Source organism: Phenylobacterium sp., assembly GCF_037138395.1.
Classification (GTDB): domain Bacteria; phylum Pseudomonadota; class Alphaproteobacteria; order Caulobacterales; family Caulobacteraceae; genus Phenylobacterium.
Window position 1 is genome coordinate 1 of sequence record NZ_JBAXIM010000047.1, and the last position, 18577, is coordinate 18577.

At 68.3% G+C, this 18577-nt stretch carries 19 protein-coding genes; 11 read left to right on the forward strand and 8 right to left on the reverse strand.

The features are described from left to right. Window positions 1–124 precede the first annotated feature (124 nt). Complete coding sequence (locus WCJ52_RS05530) at window positions 125–382, forward strand: hypothetical protein (protein WP_336902309.1); 258 nt, start codon at window positions 125–127, stop codon at window positions 380–382. Then, a complete protein-coding gene (locus WCJ52_RS05535; RefSeq protein ID WP_336902310.1) occupies window positions 379–807 on the forward strand; it encodes a PIN domain-containing protein in 429 nt (142 codons plus the stop codon). Before WCJ52_RS05530 ends, WCJ52_RS05535 begins: the two co-directional genes overlap by 4 nt. Before the next feature lie 80 nt (window positions 808–887). On the opposite strand, the gene rpmF is transcribed toward WCJ52_RS05535, so the two are convergent. The 4 genes from rpmF to tpiA form a co-directional block, all read right to left on the reverse strand. Next, complete coding sequence (rpmF, locus tag WCJ52_RS05540; protein WP_336902311.1) at window positions 888–1070, reverse strand: 50S ribosomal protein L32; 183 nt, start codon at window positions 1068–1070, stop codon at window positions 888–890. Between the two features lie 114 nt (window positions 1071–1184). Further along, the gene (locus WCJ52_RS05545; RefSeq protein WP_336902312.1) at window positions 1185–2825 is read right to left on the reverse strand and encodes a CTP synthase; all 1641 of its coding nucleotides are present in this window, start codon (window positions 2823–2825) and stop codon (window positions 1185–1187) included. 68 nt (window positions 2826–2893) lie between these two features. Continuing rightward, a complete protein-coding gene (gene secG, locus WCJ52_RS05550; RefSeq protein ID WP_336902313.1) occupies window positions 2894–3382 on the reverse strand; it encodes a preprotein translocase subunit SecG in 489 nt (162 codons plus the stop codon). Window positions 3383–3430: 48 nt separating this feature from the next. Next, window positions 3431–4204: a triose-phosphate isomerase gene (gene tpiA / locus WCJ52_RS05555; RefSeq protein WP_336902314.1), complete on the reverse strand. Its 774-nt coding sequence runs from the start codon at window positions 4202–4204 to the stop codon at window positions 3431–3433. A 161-nt stretch (window positions 4205–4365) separates the two neighbouring features. Here tpiA and WCJ52_RS05560 point away from each other — a divergent pair, with 161 nt between their 5' ends. The 3 genes from WCJ52_RS05560 to WCJ52_RS05570 all read left to right on the forward strand — a co-directional run bounded on the left by WCJ52_RS05560 (window position 4366) and on the right by WCJ52_RS05570 (window position 8869). Then, complete coding sequence (locus WCJ52_RS05560) at window positions 4366–6297, forward strand: SurA N-terminal domain-containing protein (protein WP_336902315.1); 1932 nt, start codon at window positions 4366–4368, stop codon at window positions 6295–6297. Further along, window positions 6294–7826, forward strand: coding sequence for an anthranilate synthase component I (gene trpE / locus WCJ52_RS05565; RefSeq protein WP_336902316.1), 1533 nt, complete (start codon window positions 6294–6296; stop codon window positions 7824–7826). The genes WCJ52_RS05560 and trpE overlap by 4 nt, the downstream gene beginning before the upstream one ends. A 128-nt stretch (window positions 7827–7954) precedes the next feature. Further along, window positions 7955–8869, forward strand: a complete 915-nt coding sequence (locus tag WCJ52_RS05570; RefSeq protein WP_336902317.1) for a DUF481 domain-containing protein — start codon at window positions 7955–7957, stop codon at window positions 8867–8869. A gap of 39 nt (window positions 8870–8908) precedes the next feature. Here the strand turns inward: WCJ52_RS05570 and WCJ52_RS05575 are convergent, their stop codons facing one another. Further along, window positions 8909–9088 carry a hypothetical protein gene (locus tag WCJ52_RS05575; RefSeq protein WP_336902318.1) on the reverse strand — a complete coding sequence of 60 codons (180 nt, stop codon included), beginning with the start codon at window positions 9086–9088 and terminating at the stop codon, window positions 8909–8911. 90 nt (window positions 9089–9178) lie between these two features. Here WCJ52_RS05575 and WCJ52_RS05580 point away from each other — a divergent pair, with 90 nt between their 5' ends. The 4 genes from WCJ52_RS05580 to lexA all read left to right on the forward strand — a co-directional run bounded on the left by WCJ52_RS05580 (window position 9179) and on the right by lexA (window position 12351). Continuing rightward, on the forward strand, window positions 9179–9760 hold the full coding sequence (locus WCJ52_RS05580) for an aminodeoxychorismate/anthranilate synthase component II (protein WP_336902319.1): 582 nt from the start codon (window positions 9179–9181) through the stop codon (window positions 9758–9760). Beyond that, window positions 9753–10769, forward strand: a complete 1017-nt coding sequence (gene trpD, locus WCJ52_RS05585; protein WP_336902320.1) for an anthranilate phosphoribosyltransferase — start codon at window positions 9753–9755, stop codon at window positions 10767–10769. Before WCJ52_RS05580 ends, trpD begins: the two co-directional genes overlap by 8 nt. Continuing rightward, window positions 10766–11557, forward strand: coding sequence for an indole-3-glycerol phosphate synthase TrpC (trpC, locus tag WCJ52_RS05590; protein ID WP_336902321.1), 792 nt, complete (start codon window positions 10766–10768; stop codon window positions 11555–11557). Before trpD ends, trpC begins: the two co-directional genes overlap by 4 nt. A 95-nt stretch (window positions 11558–11652) precedes the next feature. Next, window positions 11653–12351 carry a transcriptional repressor LexA gene (gene lexA / locus WCJ52_RS05595; protein ID WP_336902322.1) on the forward strand — a complete coding sequence of 233 codons (699 nt, stop codon included), beginning with the start codon at window positions 11653–11655 and terminating at the stop codon, window positions 12349–12351. Here the strand turns inward: lexA and WCJ52_RS05600 are convergent. Then, window positions 12345–14516 (reverse strand): ComEC/Rec2 family competence protein, encoded by a 2172-nt coding sequence (locus WCJ52_RS05600; RefSeq protein WP_336902323.1) that lies wholly within the window; start codon window positions 14514–14516, stop codon window positions 12345–12347. The genes lexA and WCJ52_RS05600 overlap by 7 nt on opposite strands. 16 nt (window positions 14517–14532) lie before the next feature. On the opposite strand from WCJ52_RS05600, the gene gltX reads away from it, so the two are divergent. Together gltX and gltA are read left to right on the forward strand one after the other, a co-directional pair. Next, window positions 14533–15930, forward strand: coding sequence for a glutamate--tRNA ligase (gene gltX / locus WCJ52_RS05605; RefSeq protein ID WP_336902324.1), 1398 nt, complete (start codon window positions 14533–14535; stop codon window positions 15928–15930). Between the two features lie 61 nt (window positions 15931–15991). Next, window positions 15992–17275 (forward strand): citrate synthase, encoded by a 1284-nt coding sequence (gltA, locus tag WCJ52_RS05610; RefSeq protein ID WP_336902325.1) that lies wholly within the window; start codon window positions 15992–15994, stop codon window positions 17273–17275. Here gltA and lpxB read toward each other — a convergent pair. Both lpxB and lpxI read right to left on the reverse strand, forming a co-directional pair. After that, window positions 17248–18438: a lipid-A-disaccharide synthase gene (gene lpxB, locus WCJ52_RS05615; protein ID WP_336902326.1), complete on the reverse strand. Its 1191-nt coding sequence runs from the start codon at window positions 18436–18438 to the stop codon at window positions 17248–17250. The genes gltA and lpxB overlap by 28 nt on opposite strands. Then, on the reverse strand, window positions 18435–18577 hold a 143-nt coding region (gene lpxI, locus WCJ52_RS05620), incomplete at its 5' end, for a UDP-2,3-diacylglucosamine diphosphatase LpxI (protein WP_336902327.1). The genes lpxI and lpxB, both read right to left, overlap by 4 nt.

The following is an 18577-nucleotide window of genomic DNA, read 5'->3' on the forward strand; positions in this document are numbered from 1 at the left end:
GAGGCCGTCGAGGCCCGCCGGGCGGGCATCCAGGCCCGGGGGCGGACGCAGTAGGCGCGGCGGGGTCGGCGGATTGAGCGCAGAGTGATATCGTGATATCGTTCGCCCTCTGGAGAATTCTCTGATGGCCGACATCCTGATCCGGAAGGTCGACAAAGCGACCAAGGAACTGCTGCGCCTGCGCGCCGAACGTCGGGGCAAAAGTCTGGAGGCGGATCTGCGCGAAACCCTCGACAGGCTGGCGCGGGAAGAGGCCGAAACTCCCGACGACGCCGAGCCCTTTGGCGACTGGCTTGTGGCGATCTCCCGGCCCGGGTTCGACCTCGACGACGCCCTGGACCTGATCCGGTCTGCTCCCGTTCGTACCGCGCCTCTGGAATGATCCTCCTCGACACGAACGTGATCTCGGAGGCGCTGAGATTGGCGCCCTCGCAGACCGTGGTCCGGTGGCTGAACGCAAACCACGCCAGTGCGGCGATCTCGAGCCTCACCATCTTCGAGCTGGAAGCCGGAGCCGGCCTGCTTGAGGCGGGTCGACGCCGGGATGCCCTGGAGAACGCCATCGCCCGCGCCATTCGGCGTTTTGGGAGCAGGATCTACGCCTTTGACGCCTCAGCGGCCCAGGCGGCAGCCCGACTGCTTGTCCTGGCGCGGGCCCAGGGGTTGGGGCTGCACCAGATCCCCAACAAGCTCGCGGACCTCCAGATCGCGGGCATAGCGCTTGCCTACAACCTTGAGCTGGCGACCCGAAATGTCGGCGACTTCAGCGGGCTTGGGATCACGCTCATCAATCCCTGGGAGGCCTGAGCCCCGTCGCTGATCTAGAATCAGAAAGGGCGCGGGGCCCTTCGGCGCCGCGCCCTGGAATTCTGTCGCTTAGGAAAGAGCTAGTCTTCCTTGGGCGTGATGACTTGGCGGCCCTTGTACATGCCGGTCTTCAGGTCGATGTGGTGCGGGCGCTTCAGCTCGCCGGTTTCCTTGTCCTCAACGTAGTTGTTGGCCCCCAGGGCATGGTGCGAGCGACGCATGTTGCGGCGTGAGGGGGAGGTTTTGCGTTTCGGAACGGCCACGGGAGACTCTCTCTGGCGGACAGGGAATGAACGGCCACGGTGACGGGGCGCGTTAAGGTGGGCGCTTATGCCCTAATCGTGCGGGGGATTCAAGCCGGAGTGGGCGCGCGCGGCTCAGACGAGCCGGCTGCGGTCCTTGGCGGCGCCGATGAAGCTGGTGAAGAGGGGGTGGGGGTCGAAGGGGCGGCTCTTCAGTTCGGGGTGGAACTGGACGCCGACGAACCAGGGATGATCGGCGCGCTCGCAGATCTCGGGCAGGACGCCATCGGGGGACAGGCCGGTGAAGGCCAGGCCCGTGGCCTCGATGGCCTGCCGGTAGCGGATATTGACCTCGTAGCGGTGGCGGTGGCGTTCGCTGATGTGCTCGGCGCCGTAGATGGCCGCCACCCGGGAGCCGGGGGTGAGGACGGCGTCGTAGGCGCCCAGGCGCATGGTGCCGCCCAGGTCATCGCCCTCGACGCGGGTCTCGCGTTCATTGCCGCGGGTCCACTCGGTCATGAGGCCGACGACGGGCTGGGGGCTGGGCCCGAATTCGGTGGAGGAGGCCTCCGTGAGGCCGGCCAGGTTCCGGGCCGCCTCGATCATGGCCATCTGCATGCCGAAGCAGATGCCGAAATAGGGGATCTGGTGCACGCGGGCGAACTGGATGGCGCGGATCATTCCGCCCGCCCCGCGCTCGCCAAAGGCTCCGGGGACGAGCACGCCGTGGACTCCGGCCAGGCGCTCGCCGATCAGGGCCTCGTCGTGCTCGAAGGTCTCGCCCTCGATCCAGTCGAGGCGCACCCGCACATTACTGCCCAGGCCGCCGTGGACCAGGGCCTCGACCAGGGACTTGTAGGCGTCCGTCAGGGCCGTGTACTTGCCGACGATGGCGATGGTGACCTCGCCATCGGGGTGGTCCATGCGGTCGGACACCCGTTGCCAGCCGGACAGGTCGGGCGCCGGGGCGGTTTCGAGCAGGCCGAAGACGTCGAGCACTTCCCGGTCGAGGCCCTGCTCGTGATAGTCGAGAGGCACGGCGTAGATGTTGGGCGAGTCCATCGCCTGGATGACCGCGCTTTCCCGTACATTGCAGAACTGGCCGATCTTGCGGCGCTCGGCCGCCGGGATGGGCTGTTCGCAGCGGCACAGCAGGATGTCGGGCTGGATGCCGATGGACCTCAGCTCCTTGACGGAGTGCTGGGTCGGCTTGGTCTTCATCTCCCCGGCCGTCTTGACGTAGGGCAAGAGGGTCAGGTGGATGTAGCAGGCCATGCCCCGGGGCAGTTCCTGGCCCAGCTGGCGGATGGCCTCGAAGAAGGGCAGGCCCTCGATATCGCCCACCGTGCCGCCGATCTCCACCAGGACGAAGTCGACCCCCTCACCCGGATCGGACAGGACGAAGGCCTTGATCTCGTCGGTGACGTGCGGAATGACCTGGACCGTCGCGCCGAGATAATCGCCGCGGCGCTCCTTCTCGATGATGGTCTTGTAGATCTGGCCGGTGGTGATGTTGTCTCCCCGGGCGGCGTTGACCCCGGTGAAACGCTCGTAGTGGCCCAGATCGAGGTCGGTCTCGGCACCGTCCTCGGTCACGAAGACCTCGCCGTGCTGGTAGGGGCTCATCGTCCCCGGATCGACATTAAGGTAGGGGTCGAGCTTGCGCAGGCGCACGCGATATCCACGCGCCTGAAGGAGCGCACCGAGTGCTGCGGAGGCGAGACCTTTTCCCAAGGAGGAGACCACGCCGCCGGTGATGAAGATGTACCGGGCCATGGGAGACCAGTTAGCCGCGATTCGCCTGTCCTTGCAGACTAGCGGTATCGCTCACCTGTGGATGATCCCTAGTTCGGGGCGACGGGGGGCGGTGACGCGGGCTGTGCCGGCGTGACGCCGAAGGGGTCCACGGTGGGCCGCGGGGCCTCGAAGGGCGCGGGCGCAGAGGCCGGGGCCTGGGACGGAGCCGGCGTGGCGGGCACCCGCTGCGCCTTGAGGGCTTCCGGGGACAGGCCCTCCACCTTGACCCGGTCGACGACCGAGCTGGAGGCCTTCTGCCGGCCGGTGACCACGGTCAGGGCCAGGACGAGGACGAAGAAGGCGGTGCAGAGGATCCAGGTCGTTCGGGTCAGGAGATCCCCCGCCCCGCGTGCGGTCATGAAGTTCGAGCCCCCACCGCCCATCCCCAAGGCTCCGCCTTCGGAACGCTGGAGGAGGACCACGATGGCAAGGCCGACGCTGACGAGGATTTGAAGGGTGAGCAGAAGCCCGAGCATGATCGACCCGCAGGATCTGGCCGGGAAGCCGGCCGGGAAGTTGGGGTCTCTAGCATCCACCGGGCCGGGTTTCCAGTCCACGCGGTAGGGAAACCGGGACCGGGGACTTCACCCCGCCCCGGCGATGATCCCGAGGAAGTCGGCAGACTTGAGGGAGGCCCCCCCCACGAGGGCGCCGCCGACCTCGGCTACGGACAGGATCTCGGCCGCGTTGGCGGGTTTGACCGAGCCGCCATAGAGGATGGGTGCGCGGGCGCCCGGCACCCCGAGGACCGCGGACATTTCGGCCCGGACCGCTGCGTGGATCTCCTCGATCTGCGCCGTGGTGGGTGTCAGGCCTGTCCCGATGGCCCAGACCGGCTCGTAGGCCACGGAAAACGCACGCCCCGCCAGGACCTGAGGCAGGGAGCCGCGGACCTGGGTGGCGACGACGGCGACCGCCCTGCCCGCCTCACGCTCGGCGAGGGTCTCGCCGACGCAGATGATGGGCTCCAGACCTGCCCTAAGGGCAGCCTCGACCTTGGCGGCGACCAAGGCATCGGTCTCACCACAGCCTGCACGCCGCTCGGAGTGCCCCAGGATGACCAGGACCGCCCCGGCCTCTGAAAGCATTTCAGCGGAGACGTCGCCGGTAAAGGCGCCCGACGCCTCGGCCCGGCAGTCCTGGCCCCCGACCAGGACTGGAGAGCCCGAAAGGGACCGGGCCATGCGCTCGATCAGGGTCGCCGGCGGGCAGAGCCCGACCCGGACCCCAGATCCGCCCAAAGTGCCGCCCAGAGAGCCGGCCAGAGAGCCGGCCAGGCCTGCCGCCACGGCCTGCGCCTCGGCCAGGGCGGGGCCCAGTCCGTTCATCTTCCAGTTGCCCACAATCAGCTTGGCCATTTCGCCGTCTCCGTCCGCAGGTCTCACAGCCCGGTGTTGGGCCGATACGATAAGGCAGGGCGGCTGACACCCGTCAGCCGAGGCCAAGCTTGCCGCACCTTGCAGCGAGGTTCTATACCCGGCCTTGCAAAGCGCCCGGTGTCCGGGCCGGGAAGGATCTCATGCTCGCCGCCATCCGCCTCTTCGCCAAATCCTGGGTCGCCGCCGTCCTCATCGGCGTACTGATCCTCAGCTTTGCGGTCTGGGGCGTTAGCGACGTCTTCAAGACCCGCGGCAGCAATGAAGTGGTGCACGCAGCAGATCGAGGCATCACGCCGGCCGAGTTCCGGACCGAATGGGATCGAGCGAAGGCAAACCTGGAACGCCAGTCTGGCCAGCCGATCAGCAATGAGCTGGCGGTGGAGAACCGGTTCGATTCCCGGGTCCTGGAAATGCTGGCCGACCGGGAATCCATGGCCGCCCTGGTCGACAAGATCGGGCTCAAGCCGGCGGACAGCCTGATCACTCGGGAAATCCAGCGGATCCCCGCCTTTTTCGACCAGGTGTCCGGCAGGTTCGACAAGCGCCTCTACGAGGAGGCGCTGGCGCGTAACAACCTGACCGCCCCGGCCTTTGAGCAGAGCGTTCGGGACGATATCGCCCAGTCGCACATGGCGGCGGGGCTGGTCGACGGGCTGAGGCCGCCCCGGGCCTATGGTGCCCTGGCCGTCGTCTTTGCACAGGAGGCCCGGGACGTGTCGGCCTTCGCGGTCGGGCCGCCCGCCGTGGAGCCTCCCGCGCCCCCGACCGAGGCCCAGCTCGCCACCTTCATGAAGGAAAACGCCGATCGCCTGATGCGGCCGGAGTTCCGCGTCCTGAGCGTAGTGCGCTTCAGCGCCGCGAAGTTCGCCGGGTCAGTGACGGTGAGTGAGGCGGACATCCGCAAGCAGTTCGATTTCCGGAAAGACGCCCTGAACCGGCCCGAGACCCGGTCGCTGGTGCAGATCCCGGCCCGGGACGCGGCCGCCGCACGCCAGATCGCGGACCGACTGGGCAAGGGCGAGGATCCCGCTGTGGCGGCCAAGGCCGCAGGCGTGGAGCCGGTGGTCTATGCTGACAAGCCCGTCACAGCGGTCGTTGACCGCAAGACCGGGGAAACCGCCTTCGCCATGGCCTCCGGAGAGGTCCGCGTCGTCCAGGGCGACCTGGGCCTTGCCGTGGTCAAGGTCACCGGAATCCAGCCTGGGCAGAGCGTCACCCTGGACGCGATCCGTCCCATGCTCGAGGCAGAGGCCCGCAAGACTTTGGCGGCTGAACGGGTCTACGAAATCAGCCAGATCTTCGATGACGCCCATGCGGGCGGTGCCAATCTGGACGAGGCCGCCGCCAAGGCCGGGGTCTCGGTGATCAAGCTGGGGCCTGTCGCCGAGCAGGGCATCGATACCTCCGGCAAGCCGGTCTCCGGCATTTCGGCCAAGCTCATCCAGACCGCCTTTCGTCTTCCCGAAGGTGGAGAAAGCCAGATCGAGGACGAGAGCCAGGGGGAGTCCTACGTCGTGCGCGTCGACAAGATCCTCCCCAAGGCCCTGCCTCCGCTCGAAGAGGTCCGCCAACCCCTCACCCGGGCCTGGATGGGCCAGGAGATGTCCAAGCGCCTGCGGGAGAAGGCTGACGCCCTCGCTGAACGCGTGCGCAAGGGCGAGGACATGGCCAAGGCGGCGCAGAGCGTCGGGACCCAGCTTGTCCGGCTTCCGGGCCTGACCCGGCAGGCCTCAGGCCAGCAGGGGCCCCTGCCCCCGGAAGCCTTCGGCCAGGCGTTCAGCGCGCCAAAGGGCGGAGTCTTTGCGGCCGGTGGTGGGGGACCCTTCGTCTTCATCGTCGGTCGGGTCGACGCCATCAAGCCGCCGGTAGCGGCGGAAAACGCCCGCGCTGTGGAGCAGGTGCGGCCCCAGCTGGGCATGACCCTGTTTAACGAGATCGGCGGACAGATGCCCCGCTACGCCCGGGCGGTGCTGAAGACCCGCACCGATCCCGCACTCGCCCGCCAGGCCCTCGGCATCGAAGCGCCAAAGGCAAAGGGGGCCAAGGACGGCAAGGGGGCCGCCAGCAAGTGAACCCGGAACCCGGCGTCGAGTCCTTCTCGGACATCTACACGACCGGCCGCGCCCAGGTCGTCTGGACCCGGCTGATCGACGACCTTGAGACGCCGGTGTCTGCCTACCTGAAGCTGGCGAAGGGTCGCCCCTATGCCTTCCTCTTCGAGAGCGTCGAGGGCGGCGCCTGGCGCGGGCGCTATTCCGTCATTGCCCTCAAGCCGGACCTGGTCTGGCGGTGCCGGGGCGACGTCGCGGAGATCGCCGAGGGCGAGGCCATCGACGCCGGGCGTTTCACCCCCCAGCCCGGTGGAGCCCTGGACTCCCTGCGGGAACTGGCCGCCGCCTCCCGGCTGGACCTGCCCGCAGGCCTGCCGCCCATGACCGCCGGGATCTTCGGGGCCATCGGCTACGACATGATCCGGCTGGTCGAGCGGCTACCAAACGTCAATCCCGACCCCCTGGGCCTGCCCGACGCGGTGATGATCCGCCCCTCCGTGGTGGCTGTCTTCGACGGCATTGCCCAGGAAATCCTGCTGGCGACCACGGTGCGGCCGTCCGGCCTCTCGGCCCAGGCCGCCTGGGAGGCCGCGTGCGGCCGTCTGGAGGCCATCCGCCTGGACCTGAAGACTGCAGCCCCGTCGCCGACGGGAGACGCCGACCCCCTGCCGGACCGGTTCACGACCCCGGTCAGCCGCCAAGACTACCGGATGATAGTCGACCGGGCCAAGACCTACATCGCCGCCGGAGACATTTTCCAGGTGGTGCCGAGCCACAGGTTCCGCGCGCCCTTCCCGCACGATCCCTTCGCCCTCTATCGGTCGCTCCGGCGGACCAATCCCTCGCCCTTCCTGTTCTACCTGAACTTCGGCGACTTCCAGTTGGCAGGCTCTTCGCCGGAGATCCTGGTGCGCCTGAGGGATGGAAAGATCACCATCCGCCCCATCGCCGGAACCCGGCCAAGGGGTGCCACGCCCGAGGAGGACCGGGCCCTGGAGGCTGAACTGCGCGCCGACCCCAAGGAGCGGGCCGAGCACCTCATGCTGCTGGACCTCGGCCGCAACGACGTGGGCCGGGTGGCCATGCTGAACGCCGCAGGCGCCAATGCGCCCGTCGAGCGGGCACCGGGTCCTCACGTGCGGGTGACCGACAGCTTCTTCGTCGAGCGCTACAGCCACGTCATGCACCTCGTTTCCAATGTGGAGGGGGATGCGCCTGAGGGCCTGGACCCCGTGGACGTCCTGATGGCCGCCCTGCCCGCCGGGACCCTCTCGGGCGCCCCCAAGGTGCGCGCCATGGAGATCATCGACGAACTCGAGCTCGAAAAGCGTGGCATCGCCTACGCCGGAGCGGTGGGATATTTCGGCGCTGATGGGTCCGTAGACACCTGCATCGTGCTCCGGACCGCCTGTTTCAAGGACGGGATCATGCACATCCAGGCCGGCGGCGGGGTGGTGGCGGACAGTGACGCGGACGCCGAATATGACGAAACCCTGCACAAGGCCCGGGCCCTGCGACGGGCAGCGGAAGAGACTTGGCGATTTGTCTGACCCGGTCAACGCGACGGCGACAGACCCCGGCAATGCAAGTTAAACTCGTTAAACGCTTTCCCGCCGCGCCGCTTTCCGGCAAAATTGACCGACCTAAGGGCAAAGGCCCGATTTTACTGGAGTTACCTATGAAGTTGCTGACCGCAGCCGCCATCCTGGCCATCGGCGCCCCTGCCGCCGCCCTCGCCGAGCCCATTCCGGCGGGCGTGGCCGCGATGATCGAAGCCGCCTCCAAGGACCCGGCGAACCTCAAGGTCGTCGCCGACATCGCCAAGCAGACCAACCCCGGCTCGGCCGCCGAGATCGACGCCCGGCTGGGCGAGATCGCTGCCGCCGCCGAGGCCGCACGGGTGGAGAAGCTGTCCAGCCAGACCTTCCTGGAAGGCTGGACCGGTGAGGGCGAGGCCGGAGGCTTCATGTCGACCGGTAATGCCGAAGAGAACGGCCTCGCCGTCGGCCTGGGCCTGAAGAAGGAATCCCTGAAGTGGCGGCACCGGGTCGACGCCATTGCCGACTACAAGAGCACGGAAGGGACCACGACCAAGGAACGCTATTTCCTCGGCTACGAGGGCAACTACAAGTTCACGGACCGGTTCTACGCCGTGGGCGCGGTGAGCTGGGATAAGGACGTGTTCGCTGGCATCGACAGCCGTTTCAGCGAGTCCCTCGGCCTTGGCTACCGGGTCATTGACCGCAAGGACCTGTACCTGGACGTCGACGCCAGCCTGGCCGCTCGCCAGGTCGAGTATGTGCAGCCGTTGGCCTATTTTCCCGGTCAGGACCTCAGCGAGTCCACCATTGGAGGCCGACTGGGCGGCCGCCTAGTCTGGGAGATCAACGATAACACCTCCCTGTCCGAGGTCGCCGTCGCCTACTTCGACAGCCAGAGCAACACGATCGAGTCGACCACGGCCCTGACCACACGGCTGTCCGGGGCCCTGGCCGCCCGGGCCTCATTCAACATCCGGACGGAGTCGGACCCGCCTCTCGGCCGGGAGCAGACCGACACGACCACCCGGGCCGCCCTGGTCTATTCCTTCTAAGGCGTAACGGGCCGCCGTCCCTCGCCCCTCTTGAGCCCCTTAGGGCATGGGGGCGAGGATGACGGCGGCAGCGAGGGCCAGGGCAGTGGCGGCGGCGAAGGCGGCCGCGGCGAGGGCCGCCCAGGCGGCGTCATCCCGCCGGGGCGGCTCGAGCAGGGCGCGGGCCCTGGCAAGCTCATCCGGGCTGGCAGCGCCTCTCGGGGAATCATCTGAATCCATGGGTGGAGCCTGTCCCGGACGCTCGTCCCTGACAATCAGCCATGACAATCAGGCTTTCCCTCGGGCAAGGGTTTCACTAGGGACAGGTCCATGATCCTGGTGATCGATAACTACGACAGCTTTACCTACAACCTGGTTCACTACCTGAACGAGCTGGGGGCGGAGACGCGCGTCTATCGCAATGATGGCCTGTCCGCTGCGGCCGCCATCGCCCTGAAGCCGGATGCAGTGCTCCTGTCGCCCGGACCCTGCACACCAGATGACGCCGGTATCTGCCTCGATCTCCTGCGCCAGGCCCCGGAGTCCCTGCCCATATTGGGGGTCTGCCTGGGCCACCAGTCCATCGGCCAGGCCTTCGGCGGGCGCATCGTCCGCGCCAAGGCCCTGATGCACGGCAAGACCAGCGCCATCCAGCATTCGGGCAAGGGCGTCTTCCGCGACCTGCCCGACCCCTTCACCGCCACGCGCTACCATAGCCTGGCCGTCGACGGGGGAAGCCTGCCTGACGTCCTGGAGATCACGGCCTGGACCGATGACGGTGAGATCATGGGCCTGCAGCACCGCTCGCGGCCGATCCACGGGGTGCAGTTCCATCCTGAGTCCATCGCCACGGAGGGTGGGCACAAGCTGCTCGGGAACTTCCTTGAACTGGCTGCGCGGGCCCGTGTCTGAAGCCTTCCGCCCCCTGCTGGGCCGACTTGCAGCCGGCGAGGTCATGGACGCTGTGGAGGCCGAGGCCTTCTTTTCCGCCTGCCTGCGCGGGGAACCCAGCCCGGCCCAGGTCGGCGCGGCCCTGACCGCCCTGCGCATGCGCGGCGAGACCCCCGGGGAAATCACGGCCGGTGCCCGGGCCATGCGGTCCGCCGCCGTCCGGCTGGAAGTCCCTTTTCCCACCCTCGACGTCTGCGGGACTGGCGGCGACGGCCTGCACACCCTGAACGTCTCCACGGCGGTGGCCTTCGTGGCCGCCGGCGGCGGTTTGAAGGTGGCCAAGCACGGTAACCGCGCCCTGTCCTCGAAGTCAGGGACCGCCGACGTCCTGGCCGCCCTCGGGGTCAATATCGAGGCCCATCCCGAGCGCCAGCTCCGGGCGCTCGAGACCGCCGGCGTCTGCTTTCTGTTCGCCCAGGCCCACCATGGCGCCATGCGGCACGTCTCTCCCATCCGCGCCGAGCTCGGTTTCCGGACCCTGTTCAACCTGCTGGGGCCCCTGACCAATCCCGCGGGTGCCTCCCGGCAGGTGCTAGGGGTCTTTGACCCGAAGTGGCTGGAGCCCGTGGCAGAGGTCCTACGCGACCTCGGCTCCGAGCGCGCCTGGGTGGTGCATGGCCAGGGCATGGACGAACTGACCACCACCGGGGACACCGACGTGGTCGAGCTGCGGGATGGGGCCCTGCGCCGTTTCACCGTCCGCCCCTCGGAGGCCGGGATCCCGGAGGGTCGCCTGGAGGACCTGGTTGGCGGGGACCCAGAGCACAACGCCCAGGCCCTGCGTGCGGTGCTGTCCGGGACGCCGGGACCCTACCGACCCATTGTCCTGCTGAACGCTGCCGCCGCCTTCCTGGTGGCGGACCGGGTCCGGTCCCTGGCCGAGGGCGTCAGCCTGGCTGGCCAGGTGATCGACGCCGGCCGGGCCCTTGCGGCGCTGGACGCCCTGGTGCGGATTTCCAACGGCCAATGACCGACATCCTCGCCCAGATCGCCGAGTACAAACGTGCCGACGTCGCCGGACGCAAGGCCCGGCGTGCGCAATCGGAGGTGGAGGCTGCCGCCGCCGCCGCCACGGCACCGCGCGGCTTTGCCACCGCACTGACCGCCGCCGCCCGCCCCGGCCACCTGGCCCTGATCGCCGAGATCAAGAAGGCTTCACCCTCCAAGGGCCTGATCCGGGAGGACTTCGATCCCCCGACCCTCGCCCAGGCCTATGCCGCGGGCGGTGCCGCCTGCCTGTCGGTGCTGACGGATGGTCCCAGCTTCCAGGGCGATGACGCCTATCTTGTGGCCGCCCGCGCGGCGACCTCCCTGCCCTGCCTGCGCAAGGACTTCCTGGTCGATCCCTGGCAGGTCGCCGAATCGAGGGCCCTCGGCGCGGACGCCATCCTCGTGATTCTCGCCATGGTGGATGACGGCCTGGCCGGCGAGCTCATGGCGGAAGCCGCCCGGCTGGGCATGGACGCCCTGGTCGAGGTGCACGACGCGGCCGAGATGCGCCGGGCGGGCATCCTGGGGGCCCGGCTGATCGGGGTGAACAACCGCGACCTTCGCAGCTTCGTGACCGACCTGGCCGTCACAGAGAAGCTTTCCTCCCAGGTCCCTGAAAATGCTCAGCTTGTCACCGAAAGTGGTATCACAGCCCGAGCTGATGCTGAACGGCTCGCCCGCTCGGGAGCCATAGCCATGCTGGTGGGCGAGAGCCTTATGCGAAAGGCCGACGTGACCGCTGCCACCCGGGATCTGCTCGGAGCCTAGCCTGTCTGTCCCCAAGGCCCGCTTGACAAGCTTCGAGAACACCTAAAGAACATCCGCAGAAGTTGTTGCTTTGTTCCCTGGAGGGGGCTCCGGACATGCTGACGCGCAAACAGCACGAGTTGCTGATGTTTATCCACGAACGCATCAAGGAGACGGGCGTCTCCCCATCCTTCGACGAGATGAAGGATGCCCTTGATCTGGCGTCGAAGTCTGGGATCCATAGGCTGATCACGGCGCTGGAAGAGCGGGGCTTCCTACGCCGCCTGCCCCATAGGGCCCGGGCCCTGGAGGTCATCAAGCTCCCCCAGCAGGCCACCACCTCTGCGCCGCCCAAGGGCCGCGGCCCGGCCCGGCTTTCCGTGGTCGACCCCGGGGAGCCGCCGGCCCAGGCGCCCCTGGCCGCCAACGACACCCGGGAGCTCTCGGTGCTCGGCCGCATCGCCGCCGGCACGCCCATCGAGGCAATCCAGCAGGAACGCGACCGCATGCACGTGCCCGAGTCCATCCTCGGCGCTGGCGAGCACTTCGTGCTGGAGGTCCAGGGCGACTCCATGATTAACGCCGGCATATTGGACGGCGACAAGGTCGTCATCCGCCGGACGGACTCCGCCAACTCGGGCGACATCGTCGTGGCCCTGGTCATGGGCGAAGAGGCCACCCTGAAGCGCCTGCGCCGCAAGGGAGCCTCCATCGCCCTGGAAGCCGCAAACCCCGCCTATGAAACCCGCATCTTCGGGCCCGACCAGGTGGCGGTGCAGGGCAAGCTCGTGGGCCTCATCCGCGCCTATCACTGAGCCGTTGACCAAGGCCGGTGCCCCCTCAGGGGCTGGGCCCAGAGCACCCGCCAGTCCCCTGCGGGATCCCGCCAGAGTTCGGCGGAACCGCCCCGCCTGAAGTCGTCCTCGTCGAGCACATAGGGGGCCGCGCAGGGACCCTCAGGCCTCGGTGCCCGCAGGATCACCATCTCGACTGTGGCGCAGGCGGCAGAAAACTCCTTTTCGACCTGCGCCGGACGCCGGCTCCAGATGACCGCAACCGGAAGGTCGTCGCTGTCAGACCTGCAGCCGTATGGGCTGCAGATGAAACCCTCGGGCGCCTTAGGCGTGTCCGCCTCCAGGGCGAGCCCCCGCCGCCGGGCCCAGACTTCGGCGCCGAAGCGCCGCACCTCTGGCCGAAGCGCCTGGGCCGAATCTCCCATCCGAATGGCTGCAGCGGAGGCATCCTGGGCGATCCAGAGGTCGGGCGGCGGAAGCCGCGGCGCCAGGTGGACAGCCAGGGCCAGGGGGAGACCCAGCCAGCGCAGGGGGCCGCTCACGAGACAGATGAAGAGGATCCCCAGGAAGGCTGCGGGAAGGGTCCAGGGCGGAGCGCTCGCGACAATGCGCTCGGCACCCGGAAGGCTGGCGAAGGTCGACGCCATAGCGTTCAGGGCATCGATACCGAACCCGGCGACGGCGAGCGGGAGGTCCCCCAGCCCCAGGGGCGTCAGCACCACCCCCACGGCGAGGGCCGGCATCAGCAGCAGGGTGGAGACCGGCTCGCTGAGCAGGTTCGCGGGAAGCCCGTAAACGGCCACGCGATTAAAGTGCTGCAGGGCGAAGGGGGCGGTCGCCAGCCCCGCCACCAGGGAGATCATCACCCCGGCCACGAAGGCGGAGCGGGCGCCCTGGAACAGGCGCACCAGCCAGGGCGTCGAGATTTCCCGGACCGGTCTTGGCATCGCCTCGACCAGGGCGACGAGAGCGGTGGTGGCGACAAAGGACATCTGGAAACCCGGCTGGGTGACGGCTTCGGGGCGGATCAGGAGCAGCAGGGTCGCGGCCAGGGCCAGGGTCCGCAGGCTGATGGCCCGGCGGTCGGCCAGGATGGCGGCGAAGGCGGCGACGGCGGTCACCGCCGACCTCACCGCCGGGTCCGGGGCACCGGAGAGGACCAGGTAGCTAAGCACGGCCAGGCCCCCGCCTGCGGCGGCCAGCTTGCGGCCAGACAGCCTGAGGGCCAAGGCGGGCATAAGGGCGACGGCCAGGCGAACCAGGGCGAAGACGAAGCCTCCGACAATGGCCATATGCAGCCCCGAGATGGAGATGATGTGGGCCAGCCCCGCCGCCCGCAAGGCTTCGACCTGGGCGGGCGGCACGAAGGCTTCGTGACCGGTGGTCATGGCCGCCGCCAGCCCCCCGCGGTCGGGTCCCAACTGGTCCACAAGGCGACGGGTCAGCGACCACCGGAAGGCGTTGACGCCGATCTGGAGCCTGAGGCCAGACGGCAGGTCTGCATCCCGCCGCTGTAGCTGCACAGGTTCACCAAGGGCCAGGCCAACGCCGCCGACGCCCCTGAAGTAGGCGTCCCGGGCAAAGTCATAGGCACCGGGAGCTGAGGGCGGAGGCGGTGGATTGAGCAGGGCGCTGACAGAAATACGGTCGCCGGGGGCTGGAGGCGGCGTGGACCCCCGGAGGGTCAAGCGCACCCGGACCGGCGTCGCCTCGGGCGACAGGCCCGAGATCGAGACCGGTGCCAACAGAATACGGGGGCCGCCCTGCCCCGGGCTGGCGACATCGACCACCACGGCCTCCACGCGTCGGACGCCGGCTGACGCTGGGGCGATCGGTGCCCGTACCACCTCGGTCCGGATGCAGACCGCGGCGAAGCCCGCGAGGCCACAGGCCAGCAGAAGGAGCGCCCCACCGCCCCGGCGATGTGTCGCGACGCCCAGGCCGGCCACCGTGAGGGCACTCGCCGCAAGGAGGGCTAAGGCCGCAGAGATCCAGGAAGGCTCCAGTGGAAGGGCGAAGTTCAGGGCAGATCCCAGTCCCAGGGCGACCGGGATCCAGAGGCCAAGGCGGCCGGCCTGCCGACCCGCCTGGGCGCCAAGCCAGGCCCCGAGCCGCAGGCCCCTAGGACCCCGGGAGGCGTGCATGCTAAGAGGCGGCCCGTCGCCCCGCACAGAGGCTTCAGTCATCGGTTCCGGAACTCCCATGAGCGAACGTCAGGTCGTCACGCGCATCGCGCCCTCGCCTACCGGGTCCATGCACATCGGGACGGCCCGTACCGCCCTGTTCAACTGGCTCTACGCCCGACGGACGGGTGGAAAGTACCTGCTGCGGATCGAGGACACCGACCGGGAGCGGTCCACGGAGGGGGCGGTAAAGGTAATCCTCGATGGCCTTTCCTGGCTGGGCCTGGAGCCGGACGAAGCTCCGGTCTTCCAGTTCACCCGGGCCGACCGTCACCGCGAAGTGGCGCTGGACCTCCTGGCCCGGGGTAGAGCCTACCGGGACTTCATGACCCCCGACGAACTGACCGAGGAGCGCGAGCGTGCCCGGGCTGAAGGCCGGGTCGTCCGCTCCCCCTGGCGCGACCCTGAGGGGCCTGTTGACGCCAGCCGGCCGCATGTGATCCGCCTGCGCGCGCCCCAGGAGGGAGCGACGCGCATCGACGACCAGGTCAAGGGCGAGGTGGTCTTCCAGAACGTCGACCTGGACGACCTGATCCTGCTGCGGACCGACGGGACCCCCACCTACAACCTGGCCGTCGTGGTCGATGACCACGACATGGGCGTGACCCACGTCATCCGGGGCGACGACCACCTGAACAACGCCGCCCGGCAGACGCATATCTATCAGGCCATGGGATGGGAAACGCCGGTCTGGGCTCATCTGCCCATGATCCACGGTCCAGACGGCAAGAAATTGTCCAAACGCCACGGTGCCCAGGCGGTGGGCGAATTTGACGACATGGGCTACCTGCCCGAGGCCCTGCGCAACTACCTGGCCAAGCTGGGCTGGGGGCATGGCGACGACGAGATCTTCTCGGACGCCGAGGCTGCGGCCTGGTTCGATATCCGCGACGTGGTCGGGGCCCCGGCCCGCCTCGACTGGGACAAGCTCAACCACCTGAACAACCATTACCTGCGGAAGGCCGAACCCGAGCGACTGGCCGGCCTGGTCAAGACGGTCCTGCAAAGCCGCGACTGGCCGGTCCATGAGGGCGACACCGAAACCCTCCTGCGCACCCTGCCCCTGGTCCGGGAGGGCGTCCCGACGGTGCTGGACCTGGCAGATGCGGTGATTTTCGCCCTGCGGCGACGCCCCCTAGACCTGCCGGAGAAGGCGCGCGCCCTGCTCACGGACGAGACCCAGGCCCGGCTCGGACGCCTGTCGATAAGCCTGGAGGGATCGGAGTGGACCGTCCCCGCCCTGGAGGCGACGATCCGGGGCTTCGCCGAGACCGAGGGCGTCGGGATCGGCAAGTTCGGCCCCGCCCTTCGGGCCGTTCTGTCTGGCGGATCTCCGGCGCCGGACCTGGCGGGCACCCTGATTTCCATCGGGAAGGCCGAAAGCCTCGCCCGGATTCAGGATGCGCTTCCTAACTAAGCGTTAGTGGATATAAGGCTTTAAAAATGTGGTTTAACTTCTTCCGGAACGAGGGGATGTGATGGGGGATACGGCAAAAATCAGCGTCGAGGGCAAGACCGTCGAGCTCCCGGTCCTGCGGGGAACCGACGGACCGGCCGTGGTGGATATCCGCAAGCTCTATGCGGAAGCGGACGTCTTCACCTACGACCCCGGCTTCACATCCACCGCGTCCTGCGAAAGCAAGATCACCTTCATCGACGGCGACAAGGGGATCCTGCTTCACCGCGGCTACCCGATCGACCAGCTGGCCGAGAACTCGACCTTCCTGGAGGTCTGCTACCTCCTGCTGAATGGCGACCTGCCCAACGCCCAGGAGTTCGAGACCTTCCAGAACACGATCACGAACCACACCATGGTTCATGAGCAGTTTGATCGCTTCTTCCAGGGCTTCCGTCGGGATGCTCATCCGATGGCCATCATGGTCGGTGCCGTCGGCGCCCTGTCGGCCTTCTATTATGACAGCGCAAACATCGACGATCCGCAGCAGCGCATCATCTCGTCGCACCGGCTGATCGCCAAGATGCCGACCATCGCGGCCCGGGCATTCAAGTACTTCCAGGGCCAGCCCTTCGTCTATCCGCGCAACGATCTCTCCTACTCGGAGAACTTCCTGCGCATGTGCTTCTCGGTGCCCGCCGAGGACTGGAAGCCGAACCCAGTCCTGACCAAGGCCATGGATCGCATCTTCATCCTGCACGCGGACCATGAGCAAAACGCATCGACCTCCACCGTGCGCCTTGCCGGTTCGTCGGGGGCCAATCCCTTCGCCTGCATCGCGGCTGGCATCGCCTGCCTCTGGGGGCCCAGTCACGGCGGGGCCAACGAGGAAGCCCTGAACATGCTGGCGGAGATCGGGACGGTCGACCGCATCCCGGAATACGTCCAGGGCGTCAAGGACCGGAAGTACCGGCTGATGGGCTTCGGCCACCGGGTCTACAAGAACTACGACCCCCGCGCGAAGGTCATGCAGCAGACCTGCCACGAGGTCCTCGCCGAGGTGGGCCACCAGGACGACCCCCTGCTGAAGGTGGCGATGGAGCTCGAGAAGATCGCGCTCAACGACCCCTACTTCGTGGAACGCAAGCTCTACCCGAACGTCGACTTCTACTCGGGCATCACCCTGCGGGCCCTCGGCTTCCCGCCGGAAATGTTCACCGTCCTGTTCGCTCTGGCGCGGACGGTGGGCTGGATCTCCCAGTGGAAGGAAATGATCGAGGATCCGTCACAGAAAATCGGTCGTCCGCGCCAGATCTATACCGGCGCCCCGGCCCGGGATTATGTCCCCGTCGATAAGCGCGGCTGATCCCCTGACAGCACTTCCGAGACGACCCGCGCGGCGGCCTCCGAGGGATCGGGGCCGCCGCGTCCCATTGTGTCGAGGGCCTCGTCCTGCGCCGCCGCCTGGGCGCGTGCGAACCCGGGGTCTCGCAGGCGACGATCCAGCTCAGCGGCGAGCCTGGGGCCCGTACAATCGCCCTGGATAAGCTCCGGTGCCACGAAACGCCGGGCGGCGACGTTGAACAGGACCACCCAGGGCGTGCGGATGATAAACCGGGCGAGGAAGTGGGTGACGGCCCCCAGGCGGTAGGCCACCACCATGGGAACCCCAGCCTGAGCGACCTCCAGGGTGACGGTCCCGGAACAGGCCAGGGCCAGGTCCGCCGCCTTCATGGCCTCGAGTTTCTCGGGTTCGCCCTCAATGACATGGACCCGGAAGGGCCACCCAGCCACGGCGGCGCGCACGGTGCCTGCGACCGCCTCAGCGACCGGCAGGACCACCTGCAGGGTGGGATGGTCGACCTTGAGCCTCCGGATCGCGTCCTCGAAGGGCGGCAGGAGTCTTTGGACCTCCCCAGGCCGGCTGCCTGGCAGGACAAGGAGGACAGGCGCGGTCGGGGCAATGCCATGGCGGGCCCGGAAAGCCGAAGGATCGCAGGTCGAGAAATCCATGTGGAGCGCAGGATTACCGACGAAGGTCGTGGGCAGACCCCAGGCTTCAAAATAGGGCGGCTCAAAGCTGTTGATCACCAGGAGGTGGTCGACGAGGCCCGCAAGGGACTTGGCGCGTCCGGGCCGGGTCGCCCAGACCTGGGGGGCCACGTACTTTACCAGCCTGGCCTGGGGGGCCTGTTTGCGAATGGCCCGGGCGGCCAGCCAGCTGAAGCCCCAGGAGTCGATCAGGACCACCAGGTCGGCCCGCTCCCGGACCACCGCCTCTGCCACGTCCTGCGCACGGCGATGCACCCGGGGCATGGCCAGGAGACCCTCGAGCAGGCCGAAGACCGAAATCTCAGACATATCGAACAGGCTGGGGATCCCCGCCTCAGCCATGCGGGGGCCCCCCACGCCCACGAGGCGCAGGCTGGAGCCGAGCCGGGCCCGGAGCGCAAGGGCCAGGCCCGCGCCCCGGTCATCCCCGGAGGGCTCGCCGGCGACGAGCATGACGGTGGCTGGCGGGGCGGTCACGATACCTCAACGCCAACGACGAAGAGGCCAAGCTCGTCCGCCAGGGCGATAACCGCCTCGCGTTCGAGCACCAGGGTCCGGCCCGCCTCCCCGCCAATGCCCGCCAGGCCCGCACGCGCGGCACCCCGGACCGTAGCGG